Origin of the sequence: Pseudoalteromonas rubra (genome assembly GCF_004212645.1) — a bacterium.
GTDB classification, from domain to species: Bacteria; Pseudomonadota; Gammaproteobacteria; order Enterobacterales; family Alteromonadaceae; genus Pseudoalteromonas; species Pseudoalteromonas rubra_G.
Genome location: NZ_PPUZ01000026.1, coordinates 1 through 20,752 on the forward strand (window position 1 = coordinate 1; position 20,752 = coordinate 20,752).

15 protein-coding genes are annotated in these 20,752 nt (G+C 50.9%); 9 read left to right on the top strand and 6 right to left on the bottom strand.

Going from position 1 to position 20,752, the window contains the following annotated elements:
* Nucleotides 1-301: 301 nt before the first annotated feature.
* Nucleotides 302-1,804: a guanosine-5'-triphosphate,3'-diphosphate diphosphatase gene (gene gppA / locus C3B51_RS09905; RefSeq protein WP_130244931.1), complete on the bottom strand. Its 1,503-nt coding sequence runs from the start codon at nt 1,802-1,804 to the stop codon at nt 302-304.
* Between the two features lie 38 nt (nt 1,805-1,842).
* Nucleotides 1,843-3,129, bottom strand: coding sequence for an ATP-dependent RNA helicase RhlB (rhlB, locus tag C3B51_RS09910; protein WP_125721469.1), 1,287 nt, complete (start codon nt 3,127-3,129; stop codon nt 1,843-1,845).
* 91 nt (nt 3,130-3,220) lie between these two features.
* On the opposite strand from rhlB, the gene trxA reads away from it, so the two are divergent.
* The 3 genes from trxA to C3B51_RS24065 all read left to right on the top strand — a co-directional run bounded on the left by trxA (nt 3,221) and on the right by C3B51_RS24065 (nt 6,480).
* Complete coding sequence (gene trxA, locus C3B51_RS09915; RefSeq protein WP_010387092.1) at nt 3,221-3,547, top strand: thioredoxin TrxA; 327 nt, start codon at nt 3,221-3,223, stop codon at nt 3,545-3,547.
* 218 nt (nt 3,548-3,765) lie between these two features.
* Nucleotides 3,766-5,025, top strand: coding sequence for a transcription termination factor Rho (gene rho, locus C3B51_RS09920; RefSeq protein WP_010387091.1), 1,260 nt, complete (start codon nt 3,766-3,768; stop codon nt 5,023-5,025).
* A 168-nt stretch (nt 5,026-5,193) separates the two neighbouring features.
* A complete protein-coding gene (locus tag C3B51_RS24065) occupies nt 5,194-6,480 on the top strand; it encodes a methyl-accepting chemotaxis protein (protein ID WP_130244932.1) in 1,287 nt (428 codons plus the stop codon).
* Here the strand turns inward: C3B51_RS24065 and C3B51_RS09930 are convergent.
* Nucleotides 6,457-9,321, bottom strand: coding sequence for an ATP-binding protein (locus C3B51_RS09930; RefSeq protein WP_130244933.1), 2,865 nt, complete (start codon nt 9,319-9,321; stop codon nt 6,457-6,459). The two genes, C3B51_RS24065 and C3B51_RS09930, sit on opposite strands and share 24 nt — an antisense overlap.
* A gap of 86 nt (nt 9,322-9,407) precedes the next feature.
* Between C3B51_RS09930 and C3B51_RS09935 the strand changes: the two genes are divergently transcribed.
* Nucleotides 9,408-9,983, top strand: a complete 576-nt coding sequence (locus C3B51_RS09935; protein WP_165389137.1) for a DNA-J related domain-containing protein — start codon at nt 9,408-9,410, stop codon at nt 9,981-9,983.
* On the opposite strand, the gene dbpA is transcribed toward C3B51_RS09935, so the two are convergent.
* Nucleotides 9,984-11,369: an ATP-dependent RNA helicase DbpA gene (gene dbpA / locus C3B51_RS09940; protein ID WP_130244935.1), complete on the bottom strand. Its 1,386-nt coding sequence runs from the start codon at nt 11,367-11,369 to the stop codon at nt 9,984-9,986. It abuts the gene before it with no gap.
* A 155-nt stretch (nt 11,370-11,524) separates the two neighbouring features.
* Between dbpA and C3B51_RS09945 the strand changes: the two genes are divergently transcribed.
* On the top strand, nt 11,525-12,958 hold the full coding sequence (locus tag C3B51_RS09945) for a M28 family peptidase (protein ID WP_240701883.1): 1,434 nt from the start codon (nt 11,525-11,527) through the stop codon (nt 12,956-12,958).
* A gap of 85 nt (nt 12,959-13,043) precedes the next feature.
* A complete protein-coding gene (locus C3B51_RS09950; RefSeq protein WP_130244936.1) occupies nt 13,044-13,829 on the top strand; it encodes a sel1 repeat family protein in 786 nt (261 codons plus the stop codon).
* Here the strand turns inward: C3B51_RS09950 and C3B51_RS09955 are convergent.
* Nucleotides 13,826-16,462 (bottom strand): sensor domain-containing protein, encoded by a 2,637-nt coding sequence (locus tag C3B51_RS09955; protein WP_130244937.1) that lies wholly within the window; start codon nt 16,460-16,462, stop codon nt 13,826-13,828. The genes C3B51_RS09950 and C3B51_RS09955 overlap by 4 nt on opposite strands.
* Nucleotides 16,463-16,713: 251 nt before the next feature.
* Here C3B51_RS09955 and ubiD point away from each other — a divergent pair, with 251 nt between their 5' ends.
* From ubiD to C3B51_RS09970, 3 genes are all read left to right on the top strand, one after another.
* On the top strand, nt 16,714-18,186 hold the full coding sequence (ubiD, locus tag C3B51_RS09960; protein ID WP_130244938.1) for a 4-hydroxy-3-polyprenylbenzoate decarboxylase: 1,473 nt from the start codon (nt 16,714-16,716) through the stop codon (nt 18,184-18,186).
* A gap of 143 nt (nt 18,187-18,329) precedes the next feature.
* Entirely contained in the window at nt 18,330-19,043 is a 714-nt protein-coding gene (fre, locus tag C3B51_RS09965; RefSeq protein WP_125721486.1) for an NAD(P)H-flavin reductase, read from the top strand.
* Between the two features lie 129 nt (nt 19,044-19,172).
* Nucleotides 19,173-19,583, top strand: coding sequence for a CBS domain-containing protein (locus C3B51_RS09970; RefSeq protein ID WP_125721488.1), 411 nt, complete (start codon nt 19,173-19,175; stop codon nt 19,581-19,583).
* A gap of 18 nt (nt 19,584-19,601) precedes the next feature.
* Here C3B51_RS09970 and add read toward each other — a convergent pair whose 3' ends face one another.
* On the bottom strand, nt 19,602-20,597 hold the full coding sequence (gene add / locus C3B51_RS09975) for an adenosine deaminase (protein ID WP_130244939.1): 996 nt from the start codon (nt 20,595-20,597) through the stop codon (nt 19,602-19,604).
* Nucleotides 20,598-20,752: the final 155 nt, after the last annotated feature.

The following is a 20,752-nucleotide window of genomic DNA, read 5'->3' on the forward strand; positions in this document are numbered from 1 at the left end:
CCGGTTACCCGGTGCGACTTAATGCCGCTGCGCTGTTAGCGCTGAGGGTTGTGCATTCTAATCACTTCCCATTTTATGTCAACACTTAATTTTGAAAAGTTTCAAAGCTAAGTTTTATTTGACTTCCAACTCGCTGGCTCTTTGCTTTTCAGCGTTGTGCCCCGTGTCGGTGGATGCGCATTATAGGGAAATCGAAACCCAGCGCAACCCCTTTTTTGAAGAAAAGTGAGAAAAACGGTGCGTTCGGACAAAATACAGCCAAAACCCGCATTTTTGGACATTTGTTGTACAAAAAGAGCGCTTAATCGCGCTCTATTTTCAAGATCCACCCAGCTTTTTCCTGATACCCGGCTTCTGACTCCAATTCACTTCGCATCAGTGGATGCTCATGTAGCCAATCTCCCGGTAAAGTCAGGGTCAGTGTTTCAGGTTCAGTTGCCGTAATGTAGAGATCCGGTAGGACATCATCTTGACGGCGCATCGATAAGATCACCGCAACCCGGAGAATTCTGACAAGTAACTCGATAAACCCCTGATGATTGCCAAACCGAGGAAAAGAACCTTCTTCTACATCGAGTCGGTGATTACCTACTAAAGCGACCACCATCTGCTTTTGTACTCGAGAATATCCCGGCATACCTGTGTGCTTCAAAATATAAGCACTGTGCTGATGATAAGACTTGTAATCAATGACCAGACCAATCTCATGCATAGATGCAGCTGCACTCAATAAGTCACAGGCATTTTGAAAGTCAAACTGCATCGGAGCTTCTAGCTGCTTAAGCAGTATTTTACATATCTCAAAAACGCGTGTCGCCTGGCCAGTATCAACATGATACCGCGACATAAAACCGTCAAGCGTGCGTTTGCGAATATCGGCCTGATTGAGCTGATCAATCATGCTATATAAAACGCCTTCGCGTAACGCACCACCTGCCAGACCCATTCGCTCAATCTGCAATGCTTCAAACAGCGCGATTAATATCGCCAACCCGGATACAAATACCAAGCGACGCTCTTCACTTAATCCAGGTAACTCAAGTTGCTCGATGCTTTTGAACTGGATTGCCTGCTCGCGAATTGCCTGAAGTTTATCCAGAGTCAACATTTCATCTAAGCCAAGCGCGGCGAAGATCTCCTGAATAGCCTGCACCGTGCCGGATGCACCAATCGCTAACTCCCATCCGGCAGTTTTGTATTGTGATGCGTAAGGTGCAACGACACTATGCGCAGCAGCGGTTGCCGCAGCAAAGTTTGCCTCACTCAGTGCGCCATCAGAGAAGTAACGCTCCAAATAGGTCACACAGCCCATATTCAGACTGTGGTATAGGTGCGCTTCAAAACCCTGGCCAATGACTATTTCTGTACTGGCACCACCTATATCCACAACAAGCTGTCGCCCCTGGCAAGCGGAGGTATGCGCAACGCCTTTGTATATAGAGCGTGCTTCTTCTTCACCACTAATAATAGAGATAGGATGGCCAAGAATTTTCTCTGCTCTGAGCTTGAACACATTCGCATTGGTTGCCAGGCGCAAAGTTGCAGTCGCGACGATACGAATATTATCGGCTGGAATATCCTGAAGCCGTTCGGCGAACAAAGATAAACACTCCCAGCCCCGCTGCATCGCTTCTTCACTCAGCAGGTTTTGCTCATCAAGGCCCGCCGCCAGGCGCACTTTACGTTTAACTCGCCCGATTGTATGCACGCCGCCGGCCATATGTTTTGCGATCAGCATATGGAAGCTGTTTGATCCTAAATCAATCACCGCATACACGTTTTCGTGTGGAGATTTCTGAACCACGCTCACTAACCTCTATTTACCTCTACCAAAACGCCCGGCTAGCTGCGCGGGCGCGATTTTTGGTAACTACCTTGTCGACGGTTATTACCGCTGCGATTACCGCGTTGACCGGATGGGTTTCTGCGCCTTTGTTGTCTGGCTGGCGCTTTTATATCATCTAGTAATGCTGACTTATCGTAGTGAGAAACCGGAATTGCATGGTCAATGTATTCTTCAATCTCATGTAAGTTGTAAGCATATTGCTCACAGGCAAAGCTAATTGCGTGCCCCGATGCACCCGCTCGGCCAGTACGACCGATACGATGCACGTAGTCTTCACAATCGTCTGGTAAATCAAAATTGAGCACATGACTCACTTCAGGGATGTGCAAACCACGTGCAGCAACATCCGTTGCAACCAGCAGATCCAGTTCGCCTTTAGTGAATTTAGACAAAATCGACAAACGTTTTTTCTGGTTCACATCACCGGTTAACAGTCCCACCCGGTGTCCATCATTTTTCAGCCACTCATAGACGTTCTCACAACTATGCTTGGTATTAGCAAATACAATGGCTTTGTCTGGCCACTCTTCCTCAATCAGGGTGAGCAGTAAAGGAATTTTGTCCTCTTGCGAAGGATGAAATAATTCTTCTTTGATCCGTTTGCCCGTTTTGACATCCGGCTCTATCTGCACATGGATAGGATTGTGCATGTGTTCAAAAGCCAGCTCCTGCACACGATAAGAAAGCGTCGCAGAAAACAGCAGGTTCAGACGTTGCTGGGTATCCGGCATACGATTGAACATATAACGAATATCTTTAATGAAGCCCAAATCAAACATGCGATCTGCTTCATCCAGTACAACAACTTCAATGTTATTAAGGTTGTAGGCACCTTGTTTATAGAAATCGATCAGGCGACCGGTCGTGCCGATTAGGATATCCACCCCTTTTTCTAGCTGCGACCGTTGTTTTTCGTATTCTTCGCCACCATATACTAAGCCAAGCTTTAACCCACACGCCGGCGCCAATATTTGTGCGTCTTTGTGGATTTGGATCGCAAGCTCTCGTGTCGGCGCCATGATCAATGCTCGTGGCTGACCGGCAACCTGAGCGTCAGATTGGCTTTGCAACAGTCTGTGGCAAGTCGCAGTTAAAAACGCGAGCGTTTTACCTGTTCCTGTCTGAGCCTGACCGGCAATGTCTCTGCCCTCACTAATGTAGGGCATGCACTTTGCTTGGATTGGCGTACAGTATTCGAAGCCACTCGCTGTCAAACCGGCGACCACTTCCGGCGCTAAAGCAAAGTCGATAAATTTTTTATTGGTCAAATGTGTCTTAGTCATAGCAATTAAGCATAACGTTTAAACTTGCAATAAGAAACAAGAGTGTTTAAATACGCATTAAATAATTGACCTAATTCTAACGGAGAGCGCAATGAGCGACAAAATTATTCAACTAACTGATGACAGCTTCGAAGCAGACGTGCTTAAGTCGGATACCCCTGTACTGGTAGATTTCTGGGCTGAGTGGTGTGGTCCTTGTAAAATGATCGCCCCTATCCTGGACGAGATTGCAGACGAGTTCGAAGGTCGCGCGACCGTAGCTAAGCTCAACATCGACCAAAACTCACTGACACCACCTAAGTTCGGTATCCGTGGTATCCCAACTCTGCTTCTGTTCAAAGACGGTGCTGTAGCAGCAACTAAAGTTGGTGCATTGTCAAAAACACAATTGATTGAGTTCCTTGAGAACAACATCTAACTGATCACTGATTAATGGCGCCGGCACAGGCTGGTCGCCAATCAGTCACAGTCTGAATGCATCAGGTAGCGCTGTTTTAGCTCTGCCTGATTAAATTTGTATAAAGACTGGACGACTGCTCCCCTAGCTGCTAACTTATAGAGCCACTAACCTTAAGCAATTTCAATTCAATCCCTCGTACCACGAGAGAACAACTTTTAAATAAAGAACCCACCAATATGCATTTACGCGAACTGAAAGACAAGTCAATCAATGAGCTTGTAAAACTTGCCGAGTCTATGGGGCTCGAGAACGTTGCCCGTCTGAGAAAACAAGACATCATCTTCGCCATCTTAAAAGCGCACGCTAAAAGCGGCGAAAACATTTATGGCGGCGGCGTGCTGGAAATTCTTCAGGATGGCTTCGGCTTTTTACGCTCATCAGAAGCCTCCTACCTGGCAGGCCCGGATGACATTTATGTTTCGCCCAGCCAGATCAGACGTTTTAGCCTGCGTACAGGCGACAGCATCAGCGGTCTGATCCGCCCACCAAAAGATGGTGAGCGTTACTTTGCGCTGCTGAAAGTAAACGAAGTTAACTTCGATAAGCCAGAAAACTCCAGAACTAAGATCCTGTTCGAGAACCTGACACCAATTCACGCCAACGAACGTATGGTGATGGAACGTGGTAACGGCAGTACAGAAGACATCACTGCGCGTGTTCTGGACCTGGCTTCTCCAATCGGTAAAGGTCAACGTGCACTGATTGTTGCACCACCTAAAGCCGGTAAGACCATGCTGCTGCAAAACATTGCACAGTCTATTTCTTACAACAACCCAGATGCAACGCTGATGGTACTGCTGATCGACGAGCGTCCGGAAGAAGTAACAGAAATGCAGCGCCTGGTACAAGGTGAAGTCGTCGCCTCAACGTTCGACGAGCCAGCAAGCCGCCACGTGCAGGTTGCAGAAATGGTCATCGAAAAAGCGAAACGTCTGGTTGAGCACAAAAAAGACGTCATCATTTTGCTGGACTCTATCACGCGTCTTGCTCGTGCCTACAACACCGTGATCCCATCGTCAGGTAAAGTTCTGACAGGTGGTGTCGACGCCAACGCACTGCACAAGCCAAAGCGTTTCTTTGGTGCGGCACGTAACGTAGAAGAAGGTGGCAGCCTGACTATCATCGCCACAGCCCTGATCGACACGGGCTCTAAAATGGATGAAGTTATTTACGAAGAGTTTAAGGGTACCGGTAACATGGAACTGCACTTAAACCGTAAGATTGCTGAAAAGCGCGTCTTCCCGGCCATTGACTTTAACCGTTCAGGTACGCGCCGCGAAGAGCTCCTCACTAAACCAGATGAGCTGCAAAAAATGTGGATCTTACGCAAAATTGTTCATGAAATGAGCGAAATCGATGCAATGGAATTCCTGATCGACAAGCTCTCAATGTGCAAAACCAATAACGAGTTCTTTGACTCGATGAAGCGTAAATAATCCAACCGCTTGAACAGAAAAAGCCTGCTTATGCAGGCTTTTTTTATGCCCTCATTGCTTGGAACTCTCAAGGGGGTGTTCTATATATTAAAGGATATGCATAAGACATTTGAACGCAAATAAGGACACGATCCTTATCCTGCAAGTCCGATAAAGGAACCCATACCCATGCGTTTAGTAGCCAGTGCCATGGCCGTGACAACAGTGAACATAGCCGCCGTGCTGGTCTGTACTGCCATCTTTTCCCTCCCTCTGACTGTCACTGCCACTTTAATCACCATGATGCTAATTGCGTCTGTGCTTATCACCGTGTGGTTAGATAAAAAACAAGAAAAGGGTGCCTATTTACAAAGCTTTGTCAGCGCACTACATCACCAGGACACCATAGACCTCACCTTTCGCTTTGACGAACAGGACAAAACACTGCCCAAGGCATGCCTGGCCATTAATGCCAGTATGGCCATGATGGAGCACATTATTGGCGAAGTCTATGCTTCTTCTTCACGCCTTACCCCCATGGCCGACAGCCTGCGCGATACCTATGCCTCTATGACACAAAAAGCCACCATCCAGCATGCCCACGGCACGGATCTCGCCACGGCCATCAATCATATGCTGACGGTATCCAGAGAGCTGGATGACAGTCTGGAGAAAATTTACAGCTCAGTCGAAAACGCCACACAGGCGGTCAAAAAAACCCGTATTGATACTGACCGCAGCCAGCAAAGCCTGATGACGCTGGCGACGAATATTCAGGCCACCAGTGAACAAATAGCGGCACTGAAAGCAGACAGCGATGCCATTAGCTCCGTCATTGATGTGATTAATGCCATCGCTGATCAGACTAACTTACTGGCGCTGAATGCCGCTATTGAGGCAGCCCGAGCAGGTGAGCAAGGCCGGGGCTTTGCAGTGGTCGCCGACGAAGTACGCAGCCTGGCCGCACGCACCAGTCAGTCAACGCAGGAAGTACGGACCATGGTCAATAAAATACAGGCAGGCACAGACAGTGCTCATGCGCTGATGCTCACTGCACTGGAAGAAACCGATAAAACGGTCAGTTTATCAGAAGCCTCCACCAAAGAAGTCGACCAGATAGAAGGCGCTATGATTGAAATTAATGCGATGTCGCACAGTATTCACGACCAGGTAAGCCGGCAAAAGGCGGTTTCAGACGAAGCGCAGTCGAGCATTGAGTCTATGGTTGAACTCAATTCGGATGCGCTATCCGCCTCTAAGATCCAGGCCGTATCAAGCAGTGACCTGATTAACCTGGCCGCAAGCATTCATGAAAAGCTGTCAATTTTTACAGCCCAGCGACCTGAGTTGGATATGTCCCATCGCACCGATACCAGTCGCTATAACTATGACGCAGAAACCAAAGCGGTGTCGAAACCAGACCACACTAAACAGTCTGACCAGCATAGTGAATTAGGTGACATCGAATTGTTCTGAGTAACTGCACACTTTGAGTTCATCACACAAGATCAGAAACAAGTCCTGATACAGTGCGGTTTGTTGTTGCTTCAGCGCAGCTTCAAATTGCGAGGCGACATCGGCGATATGCACAAACTCGAACATGCTCGCTGCGCCATTCAATTTGTGGCAATGATGCTGCAGGGCTTGCCAGTCCTGCTCCTGCCACAGATCAATCAGCTTATAGCGCTCTTGTTCCAGTGTTTGTGCAAAGCTCTGTTTGAGGTCACTCATATCGATCGCCAGGTCCAGCGCCTGAGCGTCACAGGTACGCTGTAAAGACTTGGCAAGCGTCTGATATAACAGCTCGCGGTTAATCGGTTTGCTCAGGTGACCACTAAAGCCCTGGGCCAGATAATCTTTGATTTCATGCTCCATCACATTGGCCGTCAGTGCATACACGTCACCTTCAAAGCCTGCCTGGCGCAGCAATTTCAGCGCTTCCAGGCCATCCATCTGGGGCATCTGAATGTCCATCAATACCACATCCGGGTAGGCGCTGAGACAGCGCTCGACCGCTTGTCGTCCATTGCTGACCGCATCCACCTCCAGGCCCATTCTCTGCAGCATGCGGATGATCAGGGCTCGATTATCATCATGATCTTCGGCCAGCAACACAGTGCCGGATAATCGTACCTCTGAGGCGGGTAACTTATCATCGCCTATCTTGTGAGCATTCTCATCAGATTCACTGGCCTGGCTTAAGCGTGCACAAGGCACTAACAGCGTAAACTGGCTGCCCTTATCCACTTCACTGTGTACCGAGATCTCTCCTCCCATCATTTTAGCGAGATGCTGCGACAGGCTGAGCCCAAGTCCTGAGCCGCCAAAACGGCGGGTAATGCTGTTATCGCCTTGCTGAAAGCATTCAAAAATCCGTGCCACCTGAGACTGAGACATGCCAATACCACTGTCCCGTACGATGAAGAGCAGGCCATCGTCATGTTGTCTGATGAGCAGCTCAACCTGTCCCTGGTGTGTGAACTTCACCGCATTGCTAAGCAGGTTAATTAAGATCTGCTTCAGCCGCACATAGTCAAGCCTCACCAGGTAGGGCTCGGGCAAATCATTTTCGACCAGCAAGGCAAGCGATTTTTCCATGCAAGGGCGCTGGAACATATCGCAGACATCCGCCAATAAATTCTCGATCGTAAACTCGGTGTATTCCAGCTCAAATCGCTGGGCCTCGATTTTACTCAAGTCCAGTACATCACTGATGAGATCCTTAAGATGATTGCCCTGACGTGTCACCACCGCCAAAGAGGACACCAGGTGAGCGTCATGTGCATAGTCTTGCTGCAAACTTTCTGCGTGGCCCAAAATTGCCGTCAACGGGGTGCGAATTTCATGGCTGATATTGGCTAAAAACTGGCTCTTCACCTGATTGGCATTGCGTAACTCATCTGCGCTCTGTTGTAACTGCGCGGTACGCTGCGCCACTTTTTTGCTGAGCTCGATTTTCGCTCGCCGCTCACTCGCGCGATGATAAAAGGCAAACACTGAAATCAAGGTCAGACACAAGATCAAGCCACTCATCCACAGCAACTGATTGCGCTGCTCGTCTTGCAGCTTCTGCAGCTCCTGCGCTTGCTTCATCTTTGCCAGCTCCTGACTTAACTGGCTTTCTTCAAACTTGCTTTGGTATTTGTTCAGGCGCGTGATCAGGCCTTCGTTCAGCAAAGAAAACTGTAAGTCCCGGTAGTGATCCAGCGTTTCTGCCGCAGCCTGCATCTTGCCTGTGGCCGCCTGCACCAGTGCCTGCAGATGCAAAAATTCACGCTCCCTGAGCCGGTCCCCCAGCTTACGGGTCAGCATTAAACCCCGCTCGATACTGACTTCAGCTCCGCTGATATCACCACGCATTAGCTGTAGCCTGGCCGTTGGGTGCAAAGCATGCATAACACCGGCCTGGTTATCGGCCTTTTCGGCATAGTACATAGCAAAGTTCACTTCCTGCTCCGCCGTGGTGTAATCGCGAAGCAACAGGCTGAGTTTTGCCATATTAACGTATTCGAATGCCAGATGGCGCGTATCATTGATGCTGTGATAGTAATCGACGGCGGCTTTTACCGCGACGCGAGCCAGTTCAGGACGGTTCGACTCAGTATAAATGACACCCAGGTTACCCTGTGCCAGTGCCACACCATACTGATCTCCCAGGCGCTCAAACAAGATCATCGCACGCTTAAGTAATTCTTCCGCTTTGTCATAGCGAAACTGGCGAATATACACCCCGGCCAGATTTAATAGCATGTCAGCTCTGTCTTGCTCATTACCGTGCTGCTCATACAACATGTATGCAGCCAGATAATGCTCCAGTGACGCTTCTAAGTCGTGGATCTGGATAAATGACATACCCAGATTATTATGGATGTCTGCGCGTTCAATGGGTTGGTTCCTTTGCTCTGCCACACTCAGCGCCTGCTGATAGTCAGTCACCGACGCAGCATAGTCTCCCTGGTAGAAGGCGCTGATCCCTTGCATCTTAAGGGCATGATACAAGCTGTCAGACGACTGCTCGCTGCGACTTAAGGACTCAAGTTGCTCAAAATAACGGATCGCCATGTCGTAGCGTGCGCTCTCCAGGGCAATTTTACCGATGGCTTTCAGGGTGGCGGCACGTTGTACAGGGCCGAGTTCATTGTGCTGTAACAAACGCTCAGCACTGAGCACTTGCTCCTGCCAGTTTGGCAGCTCTGATAACGCGTCAATTTGCGACGCAATCGCAGGTTTGGCAGCAGACGTGTCAGCATGGCCCTGTGCCGACCATAAACCCACTAAAAGCACTGTGGTCACAGCCCACTTAAAACCCTTTATCATCCCTGCCTGCCCCGTATTACTTGCAATAAACGTGTCAAAAAATAAGAATTGAACAAAGAAGATACACTATGTTTACAGGCGGAACAATGTTGAACCCCCTCCTTGATGCTACATTTAAAATAATCACCCGTGAGCGCGCCACGCAACTACACCGGCTGGCAGCCACTCTGGATGCCGAAATCGGCCTGCCAACGCTGGACAGCGACCCGGATAAAGACCTCTTTCAGCGTAATTTTTTGTTGATGAATGCCCTGTATCAACTGCAGCAAGAGGTCGCTGAACAAGGCTATTATCTTCAGGTTGAGGCAATGGATATCCGTCTGAGTGAGCAGTCCCTTCCGTCTGCATTGCAAGCCCGGGATCCGCTCAGAGAATATTATTTAGATTGGTGCAACTATGATACCAGCAAAGAGGAAGTGAACGCGCTGCTCAGTCAGTTCTGGCAACGCTATCTGAAAGTACCCACCCTGGCACCACAGCAGCACAACGCCTTAATACAGAAGTGGCAACTGCCCAATCCATATTCACGGCGCCAGCTGAGTAAGCGCTGGCGCACGCTAGCCTTTGCCGCCCACCCGGATCAGCAAGGGGAGAGTTCAGCGTTTGTGCAACTGCAACACGAATACGAACAACTCAAGTACTATGCTGATGCGGAAGAATAACTACAGGCTCATCCGCTTGGCTTTAAATTTACGTCCCTTGAGCTTGCTCTCCTGCAGCTTTCTGAGTGCCGGTTTGACCCCTTCTCTGGCCACGGCGACAAACGCCTGATGGTCCAGTAAATCAATATTGCCAATCAGGCTGGCACCTATCCCTTGCTCCGACGTCAGACAACCCACAATGTCCCCGGCGCGCAGCTTATCTTTTTTACCGCCATCGACCTGCAAGGTAACCATAGGGGGTTTAAAGACCGGCTTGTCGAGCAGGCTCAAAGGCGGTGGCGTTGTCGGCTCAAACGTCTGCTCGTAGATTTCACCCAGTTTGGCAACTTTAAAGGCCTCATTTTCGCCATATAACGAACAGGCGAGTCCCTTCTTGCCACCCCGCCCCGTGCGGCCCACCCGGTGTACGTGCGTTTGTGGATCCAGCGCCATATGATAGTTAACCACCATATCCACATCTTCGATATCCAGACCCCGTGCCGCGACATCGGTGGCCACCAACACCGAAGCACTTTTATTGGCAAAACGGATCAATGCACGCACCCGCTCGGCCTGGTCCAGATCGCCATGCAGCGTCACCACATTGACGCCACAACTTTTGAGCTCGCTGTACAGCTTTTTGGTCTCAACTTTGGTATTGCAAAAGGCAATACAGCTGACCGGCTTGTAATGCTGCAGCAACAGGCGCAGTGTATTGAATCTCAGTTTGTTGTTTTTGAGGGCAAAAAACTGCTGTTTGATCTGTCTGTTGAGGGTCTCTTCTTCTCCCTTTACCATCACAGGCTCACGCATAAACTGCTGTGTTAGTGCTTCGATGTCCTGCTGATAGGTGGCGCTGAACATCAGTGTCTGACGCTCCGGCGGCAGGTAAATCGCGATATTTTCCAGCGCTTCAACAAACCCCATGGCCAGCATCTGATCGGCTTCATCCAGAACCCAGGTGTGCACCTGAGTCAGGTCGAGTGTGCCCTTATACAAGTGTTCCTCAATCCGACCAGGTGTACCAACCACAACGTGCGCACCATGCTCCAGAGAGCTGATCTGCGGCCCGATGGGCTCACCTCCACACACTGTGAGTACCTTGATATTTTGCATGCTACGCGCCAGCTTGCGGATCTCTGTAGCGACCTGTTGCGCCAACTCGCGAGTGGGTGCCAGCACTAAGCTTTGGATCACCTGCTCTTCGGCCACCAGTTTATTGAGTAAGCCAAGGCTAAAGGCCAGCGTCTTACCCGACCCGGTTTTTGCCTGAGCAATCACATCCTGGCAGGCAATAATGGCGGGCAATGCCTGCGCCTGAATGGGTGTCATGGTGGTAAAACCGGCTTGCTGTAAGCTACTTTGCAGATGGCGGGCCAATGGCACTTGATTAAACGACTGAGTCACACTATTACCTCGGATGAACTTAATCCGCCAAGTTTAGCAAATCCCGCATAGCGCCGTCACTTCAGTAAGTAAAAACGCCTGTTTACCCCGAAAAAGTTTAATTTAACACCAATTGTTGCGACAATCACAGGCGATATAAATTACCAAGGGTTACTATGGATCAGATGATACGCTTTACACCTTTTCGCAGGCTAACCAGCGCCGCCAGACACTGGCTGTTGCCACTGTGTGCATTAACCGTCAGTGCGGTTGCTCAGGCGCAGGAATTCACGCAAACACAACTCGAAGACGTCGCTAAAGTGCGCACACTGGCAAGCCAGAGTGATTTAAGCTGGCAGTTACTGGAGTCGCTGACGACAGAGATTGGCCCGCGCCTGCCTGGTACAGAAAATGACAAGTTAACGGTGGCCTGGGCAGAGGCACAGCTTAAGCGCCTGGGTTTTGACAAAGTCTGGCTGGAAGCGGCGACCTTCCCTGAGTGGCGCCGCTATCACGAATCGGCGAAACTGATCGCCCCCAGTGAACAGCCTCTGCATATCACCGCGCTGGGCAACAGTATCAGTACACCCGAGCAGGGTCTGCGTGGCGAGGTCGTATTGTTTGAAACATTCGACGAACTCAAAGCCGCACCGCCAGGCAGCCTGAAAGGCAAAATTGCTTTTATTAACTACAGAATGAACCGGGACATCGATGGCAACGGCTACGGCCCGGCCGTTCAGGCACGTAATAAGGGCGCCGTAGAAGCCGCCAAAAAAGGCGCCATTGCCTACATGATGCGCTCGGTCAGTACCGCCCACCACCGCTTTGCCCACACCGGCGGCAGTCATTACGATGATCAGGTAACAAAAATTCCAACGACCGCCATTGCAAACCCGGACGCCGACCAAATCGCACGCCTGCTCAAACATGGTCATACCCCACAGGTCGAAATCAATATTCAGACCGAAGATCTGGGCGAAGGCACCAGCTTTAACGTGATCGGCGAAATCACCGGCTCGGACTATCCAGACCAATATGTGCTGCTTGGCAGCCATCACGATTCCTGGGATCTGGGCACAGGTGCACTGGATGACGGTGCGGGTATGGCGCTGACTATGGCGGCAGCCAAGCACATTGCGTCTGTGACTCGCCCCAAGCGCAGCATCCGGGTGGTGTTATTTGCTGCCGAGGAGCTCGGCTTATGGGGAGCAAAAGCTTACTTCAAACGCCATCAGGACAATCTGGCGCAGATTGTTGCCGCTGCCGAATCCGACTTTGGTGCCGACGTAGTGTATGCCTTTGAGTCCAATGTGAACGCCGCTTCTCTGCCACTGGTACGCGCCATTGCTGAGCAGCTTAAACCGCTAGGTATCAAATATATTGGTGCCAACCGCGCGCGAGGAGGTCCGGATCTGATCCCATTAAATGACCTGACCTCTGCGCCGATTTTCGATCTCCATCAGGATGGTACTGACTACTTTGATTATCACCACACGGCCGACGATACGCTGGATAAAGTCGACCCGGCTAAACTCAAGCAAAATACCGCCGCCTATGCGGTCTTTGCGCTGATGGCAGCGAACGGCAAAACCCGAATGCAGGGTAAGTAGTCGCCGCTTTATTGGCGCGACGGCCTCTGCCAAACCGGCACCGACCTGACAAGTTCGGTGCCAGATCCAATCACAAGGAGCGACCTTGAATAAACTCACCGCCGGGCTGTTTGTGTCTCATGACGTGATCAGCCGCTTTCTGATCCGCTTTAAACATGGCCTGATACTCACCTTAGTACTGGGTATCATCGCGTACTTCTGGCTGCAACAGGTGCAGCAGACGGCCCAATATCAGCGCCTGTTACTCGACCCGCAAACAGATGACCTGATCTTAATCGATCTCGGGCGCTTCGATACAGACAGGGTCTACCAGGCGCAGTTTCGCATCACCCAGGTCATTGCTGCCAGCGAGGACAAGATCACGGTTAAGCAAGGGCGCTACACCTATGGACGCAAACGGGATATCAAACGGGCCATTCAGTTAGACAACCTGATGCTCGACACCTATTTTGACCCGGCCCCTATTGAGTGGCCAAGAGCCGCACTGACAGATTACTTTGCGCGCGGCGCAATCTACGCTATCCACCGGCCCAATGATATTTATGTGATGGGCGGCATCGTAAAGCAAAGAGCCATTCCACGCTTGCACGTGCCTGTGGCGAAATACCGACTTTCGCCCGATAACCAGCGTGGCATTGCACACTATCAATTGGGTGAACTGCCCGAGGCGCGCAAGGCCTTTGCTGATGCAGCCCATAAGGAGGATCATTGGGGTCAATACAATCTGGCCACTATGCTGCTTGCGGGCGAAGGTGGCGAGGCCGACCCTGCACAGGCAGTTGCCTTGCTAAGACTGGCCGCCGCGCGTGGCAATTACAAAGCCCAAACACTGCTCGATACGCTGTGCCCGGACAATGTAGCCTGTGACTAACGCGCGAGGCTGGTTGACTCAGCCGCCGTGTCTGGCAGCGCGTTATAATCGCGGATAAAGGCTTCGAATTGCGCTGCGTCACCGGGTTTGGCATGTAAGAAGCCTTGCGTATAATCGCAGCCCAGTTCCTGTAAAAACGCCAGCTGAGCGGGTGTTTCAACCCCTTCAGCAATCACTGTTAAATGAAGCTGACCAGCCATGGAAATAATGGCACTCACCAGTGCCCTGTCTTCCTCATCGTCTGGCAAATCACGAATGAAAGCGCGGTCAATTTTCAATTTCGAAAGCGGGAAGCGCTTCAGATAACTCAAAGACGAATACCCGGTGCCAAAATCATCAATGGCCAGACCCACCCCCATTGCACGCAAGGTCTCCAGCTGACGCTGAATATGGCCCGAGTTATCTGCCAGTACGGTTTCGGTGATCTCCAGTGTCAGTGCCTCGGCCGCCAATCCGGTTTCCTTGAGCACTTTGGCCACCAGACTGGCAATATCCTGGCGCTTAAACTGTGTGCTCGACACATTCACCGACACAAACAAAGACTGACCGGTTTGTGTGATCCAGGATTTGGCCTGCGCACAGGCCTGATACAGTACCCATTCGCCGATGGTGATGATCAGCCCGAGTTCTTCGCAGATAGGGACGAAGTCAGCCGGTGATACCTGCCCCAGCTGAGGGTTATGCCAACGCAGTAACGCTTCGCACCCCAGCCGCTGCTGACCAACAATGGGCTGATATGCCAGGTAAAGCTCACGATTTGTCAGCGCACGATGCAGCGCCCCTTCGAGCGCACTGCGCGCTTTGGCATGCTCGTGCATGGCCGAGGTAAAGAACTGAAAACAATTTCGGCCATGGTCTTTTGCTTTATACATGGCACTGTCGGCATTTCTGAGCAGCACTTTACGATCGGCGCCATCATCGGGATAGAAGGTGATCCCCATGCTGCCAGACACAAATGCTTCATGGCCTTCAAGAAAAAACGGCTCGCTCAGTACATGCAGGACTTTGCTCGCCAGCTTTTCCATGTCGCTGATCTTGGCCATATCCGGTAGCAAAAGCGCAAACTCATCGCCGCCCAGGCGCGCCACCGTGTCTGAGTTGCGGGTGCACTCGCGGATCCGATTGGCCGCTTCAACGAGCAGCTGATCACCAATATGGTGGCCCAGCGTATCGTTTACGGCCTTAAAGCGGTCCAGGTCGATAAAACACACCGCCAGACGGGTTTGCTTTTGCTTGGCCTGAGCCAGGGCCAGGTCAAACTTAGTGTGATAATGATGACGATTGGCAAGCCCGGTGAGGTTGTCGAAGTTGGCCTGCTGCCACATTAATTGCTCATTGCGCTTACGCGAGGTTATGTCGTTGAACAGCGCGACATACATATCAATTTCGCCGGATGCATCAAATACCGCAGAGACCTGCAACCAGCTTGGGTATACCTCGCCGTTTTTACGCTTGTTCCAGATCTCGCCTTCCCAGTGTCCGCGCGCACTCAGCGCGTCATACAGCTGAGCAAAATAGGCGGCATCATGGCGGCCTGAATTGAATATCGATGGGGTATTTCCCAGCACCTCTTCGGCCGAAAAGCCGGTGATATCGGTAAAAGCCTGGTTAACCATCTGAATTTGATTGTCGCGATTAGAGACCAGCACGCCTTCACTGGTGGTTGCAAATACCGTGCTGGCAAGGCGCTGCTCTTTTTCGTCCGCCAGGCGCTTGCTGATGTCCTGAATAAGATAAATCGAACCACTCTGTGTACCGGCACCATCCAGCACCGGGGTTTTGCTGATCTCAACATCCCGTTGCTGACCGGCCAGTATCACTCGGCATTCAATGGGGTCTGCACCAAGTGCTTCGAGACAGGAGCAATCCTCAAGCACAAACGCCATAGGGCGTCCCTGAATAGCGCCTAAATCGCGCAGCGCTGCCTGATTGGCCGAGGCCACCACGTTGCTTGAGTTGGTATAGATGAGATAATCGCCAATGGCGTTGAAGATGGCACTGAAGCGGTTTTTCTGCAGATCGGTGCGACGCTTGGCACGGCGCAGGCGCAGCGTAAACATCACCAGCACCAAAATGGACCCCGCCAGGATCGCAATCACACTGCCAAGCAAAATAAGCTGCACCGTATTGGCGTCTTTCAGTTCTGCGGTTTGCAGCGCAACCTGTTGCTCCAGGTTCGACTGATAATGCCATAGGTCTTGCTCCAGACTGCGCTGTGTGCTGATGTCCTGGATCACCGATAGCAACAAAGGCTGGTCTTGCGCACCACGGAACGGCGCCGAATAAACACTCACAGTGCGCACTTCATCATTGGCAAGCTGATGCTGAAAGATAAAGTAGTTGCGGCCTTCACTGAGCGCAGACATGCGCTCCTGCTCAACCTGCTGGGCTGAAAACTGATTGATCTGCTGGATCTGCATGGTTTCCAGCTGTGTCTTGTCATAGCCGTAAAATAGTGCCGCCGCCTCATTGGCCTGGACGATGTCGCCAGATTTGGGCTCAATGATCAGCATCACCGCACTATGTTGCTCAAATGCACTCATTGGCAAAGAGGGCGCCGCCTCGCTGCCCATTGCAAACAATGAGGTCAAAATGGCAATACATGAGCTGGCTACTATGGTTGTTATTTTCAAGCCGCCTCCAAACAAATACTGCGCAATGCGTCCGACTATAACTGAAAGCCAAAAGCAAAGATATATGAGGACTAAGGACTATTGCGCCGAATCAATTAATTCTACTGTTAGCATAATAGTAGTTAATAAAGTTGCAATGCACACTCAGGGTCACCGGGTAAACCAGACGGGCACGGCGAACGTAAATACCTGTTCTACCTCTGGCGACTTGTTATACTAGCGCCATCAACTCTGAGTAGCCCAAGATAGTGATGAAATATAAAGATTTGAGAGAATTTATTGCCCTGCTGGAAAAGCAGGGTGAGCTGGTGCGGGTCAGCCAGCCCATTTCCACCAAACTGGAAATGACCGAAATAGCCGATCGTACATTGCGCGCCGGCGGACCTGCCATCCTGTTTGAAAACCCCATAGGCTTTGATATGCCGGTGCTGGCCAACTTGTTCGGCACGCCCAAACGGGTGGCGATGGGCATGGGCCAGGATGATGTCGGCGAATTACGTGAAGTCGGTAAACTGCTGGCATTTTTGAAAGAGCCAGAGCCCCCGAAAGGCATCAAAGAAGCGCTTGGCCAGATCCCGGTATTTAAGCAAGTGCTCAATATGCCAACTAAGGAGCTGAAAAAAGCCCCCTGCCAGCAGGTGGTACTGCAAGGAGATGAGGTGGATCTCACTCGCCTGCCCATTCAGCATTGCTGGCCCGGTGATGCCGCACCGTTGATCACCTGGGGCCTGACGGTCACCCGTGGACCCCATAAAAAACGTCAAAACCTGGGCATTTATCGTCAGCAGCTACTCGGTAAAAACAAGATCATTATGCGCTGGTTGTCGCACCGCGGCGGGGCACTGGATTTTCAGGAATGGTGCCAGCAAAACCCGGGCGAACCGTATCCCGTGTCGGTTGCGCTAGGCGCCGATCCGGCCACCATCCTGGGCGCAGTAACGCCAGTGCCCGATACCCTCAGCGAGTATGCCTTTGCAGGTCTGCTGCGGGGCAGTAAAACCGAGGTGGTAAAGTCTATTTCTAATGACCTTCATGTGCCGGCTACTGCAGAGATCGTTCTCGAAGGCTACATTCAGCCGGGCGAGACAGCACCGGAAGGCCCTTATGGCGATCACACTGGTTACTATAACGAAGTCGATGACTTCCCGGTCATGACGGTGACCCATATCACACATCGTGACAATCCCATTTATCACAGCACCTACACCGGGCGGCCACCCGATGAGCCAGCTATTTTGGGCGTTGCGCTGAACGAAGTGTTCGTGCCCATATTACAAAAGCAATTTCCAGAAATTGTCGATTTCTACCTGCCACCAGAAGGCTGCTCTTACCGCATGGCGGTGGTGACGATGAAGAAACAATATCCGGGTCATGCCAAACGTGTGATGCTGGGCGTATGGTCTTTCCTGCGTCAGTTTATGTACACCAAGTTTGTGATTGTCTGCGATGATGATGTCAATGCCAGAGACTGGAACGATGTGATCTGGGCAATTACCACCCGGATGGATCCCGCCAGAGATACCACTATGATAGAGAATACGCCGATTGATTACCTCGACTTTGCGTCGCCGGTATCAGGCCTTGGCTCAAAAATGGGGATGGATGCCACCAACAAATGGCCGGGTGAAACCGACCGTGAGTGGGGCGAGCCCATTGTCATGGATGAGGCAACCAAGCAACGCGTTGATGACATCTGGGACAGCCTCAAAATCATGAAGTCATAATCAATCTGACAGACTTTTTTCTGGCATGTCGCAATGCGCCATGCCGGAATCTGTCTGTCTCGGTGTGAAAGCGGTTACAGGTAAACGTGAGTGTGCTAAAGTGCACACACTTTCACCACCGTGCTTATTTTCTAAGGTAAAAAATGCAAGTACTAAAAGCCACCGTGGCCGAGATTTCGCCACTGACCGAATACGTATCTAAAGTTGTCTTAACACCGGAGCAGGATGCCGAATTTGCCGCTGGCCATTACCTGCAATTAGTACTGGGTGAAAAAGACAAACGCGCCTTCTCAATCGCCAGCAGCCCGTCGAAGAAAAACGCCCTGGAGCTGCATATTGGAGCCTCGGGTGCCGATTCTTACGCGATGCAGGCGCTGGATCATTTAAAAGCGGCACACACCAGCCAGACTCAGGTAGACCTGGAAGTGGGTTTGGGCGTTTCTCAGGTGCGCCCTGAGCAGGCACGACCACTGATTTTACTGGCGGGCGGTACCGGGTTTTCTTACGTCAAATCCATGGCCGATCACCTGGCTGAAATTAACTACGACCAGCCGGTGCTGTTTTACTGGGGTGTTAAAGAAGAATCGGCCTTGTATGCCAAAGCGGAAATGGAAGCCTGGGCAAACAGCAAAGCCAACTTCCAGTTTATTCCTGTGGTAGAACATGCCTCAGAGACCTGGACAGGCCATACCGGTTACGTGCACCAGGCGGTGATGAAAGACATTGTGTCTTTGGAGCCATACAGTGTTTACATGGCGGGTCGCTTTGACATGATTGGCATTGTACGTGATGACTTCATCAACCACGGCGCTCAGCGCGAGTTTATGTTCGCGGATGCGTTTGCATTTATCAAGTAATGCACTGTGATGCGCGGTTGCCAGATCGCGCATCAATTCATAAAACCAATCACTGCAATATAATTAATCCATTTTAAAAATCAATTGCCTTTATCCATACTGAACCTGTCACTTAACAGGAGAATTCATATGGCTAAACAATTTATCGCAGACATCATGTCGACCCAGTTTCCGCTGATCACGCCCGAGACCGAAATCACCGACGCCATTGCGCAGCTCGAAAAGTTCGCCCTCTTCGGCGCACCGGTGCAAAATAGCGAAGGTAAACTGGTGGGCTTTATTTCTGAGCAACAATTGCTGGCGCCGTTACTGCAAAGCAGTTACTTTTGTGATGGTGCCACTGCGGTAGGCCAGCTAATGCGCACAGAGACTTTGTCGGTCAGTCAAACCACGACTGTGGTCGACCTGGCCACACAGATGCAACAGGACAAGCCCAAAATTTATCCGGTCATCAAAAATGACAAGGTAATTGCGGTTGTAACCCGCAGTCAGGTGCTCAGTGCACTGAAAGAGAATTACTTAAGCTGCTCAGCACACTGAGCAGCTTAACGCGCAGGGTTAGGCGTATTTTTGCAACAGCGCCTGCTTGTCTGAATCACTTAAGAAGGCAATTTCAATCGCATTCTTTTGCGCCTGAAGGATATCTGACTCACTGAGGCCCGCCAGTGGCGCTGCTTTTTCAAACTCGTTGTCCAGCTCTACCCCTTGCACCGCCGGATCGTCGGTGTTGATTGTGGCCAGAATACCGTGATCCAGGAACTGTTTAAGCGGGTGTGTTTCTATGCTTGCCACTGTGCTGGTTTGCAAGTTACTGGTCAGGCAAGATTCAATGCCAATGCGATTATCGCGCAGATAATCCATCAGCTTAGGATCTTCGATGGCTTTTACGCCATGGCCAATGCGCGTTGCGCCCAGCTCGTTGATCGCCTGCCAGATACTGCTGGCACCTTCCGCTTCTCCGGCATGGATAGTGGCACCCAGGTAGGCGTCGCGTACTTGCTTGAAGTGATCGATAAACAAGGCACCCGGGAAACCGATTTCATCGCCAGCCAAATCGATCGCTACCAAATCGTTTTTAAACGCCAGCAAGGCATCCAGCTCATACTGGCATTTTTCAACGCCAAAAGTGCGCGACATAATGCCAATCAGATTCACCTGGATATCCTGCCCGCGCGACGCGGCTTTGATCCCGTCGACCACGGCTTCCACCACGCCCTGCGGGTGCAGGTTATGGGTTTTGGCCATGTAGTAGGGGCTAAAGCGCAGCTCAGTGTAATCCATGTTTTGCGCCATGGCGTCTTCGACATTTTCTACGGCAATACGGCGACAGGCATCATAATCTCCCAAGACCTTAACGCCCCAGTCCAGCTTTGCCAGAAAGGCCATCAGGTTGGGGGCATTATCAATGACCTGGACGTGAGGTCTCAGACCTTCTACATCCAGCGCAGGCAATGGCATGTTAAATTTCTGACCGAGGTCCAGTATGGTCTCAGCACGGACGTTACCGTCTAAGTGGCGATGTAAATCAAGTAAAGGTAGTTTGGTATTGATCATAGGACACCCGGATTGCAGATAAAATTTTTCAGATCATACGCAGCCTAAGTGTAGATTCAAGGACAAATATCCGCAAAGTGACAAATATAGACCAGGTTCACTTAATGCGGGGTCAATTTACAGGGTAAATTGGCACAAAAAAACCGGTCTGGCGA

Bases quoted from the DNA above. Each gene is read 5' to 3' on its own strand.
- add (WP_130244939.1), bottom strand. From the start codon at position 20,597: ATGATCAATACCAAACTACCTTTACTTGATTTACATCGCCACTTAGAC.
- fre (WP_125721486.1), top strand. From the start codon at position 18,330: ATGCAAGTACTAAAAGCCACCGTGGCCGAGATTTCGCCACTGACCGAA.
- C3B51_RS24065 (WP_130244932.1), top strand. From the start codon at position 5,194: ATGCGTTTAGTAGCCAGTGCCATGGCCGTGACAACAGTGAACATAGCC.
- ubiD (WP_130244938.1), top strand. From the start codon at position 16,714: ATGAAATATAAAGATTTGAGAGAATTTATTGCCCTGCTGGAAAAGCAG.
- C3B51_RS09930 (WP_130244933.1), bottom strand. From the start codon at position 9,321: ATGATAAAGGGTTTTAAGTGGGCTGTGACCACAGTGCTTTTAGTGGGT.
- C3B51_RS09935 (WP_165389137.1), top strand. From the start codon at position 9,408: ATGTTGAACCCCCTCCTTGATGCTACATTTAAAATAATCACCCGTGAG.
- rho (WP_010387091.1), top strand. From the start codon at position 3,766: ATGCATTTACGCGAACTGAAAGACAAGTCAATCAATGAGCTTGTAAAA.
- rhlB (WP_125721469.1), bottom strand. From the start codon at position 3,129: ATGACTAAGACACATTTGACCAATAAAAAATTTATCGACTTTGCTTTA.
- trxA (WP_010387092.1), top strand. From the start codon at position 3,221: ATGAGCGACAAAATTATTCAACTAACTGATGACAGCTTCGAAGCAGAC.
- C3B51_RS09970 (WP_125721488.1), top strand. From the start codon at position 19,173: ATGGCTAAACAATTTATCGCAGACATCATGTCGACCCAGTTTCCGCTG.
- C3B51_RS09945 (WP_240701883.1), top strand. From the start codon at position 11,525: ATGGATCAGATGATACGCTTTACACCTTTTCGCAGGCTAACCAGCGCC.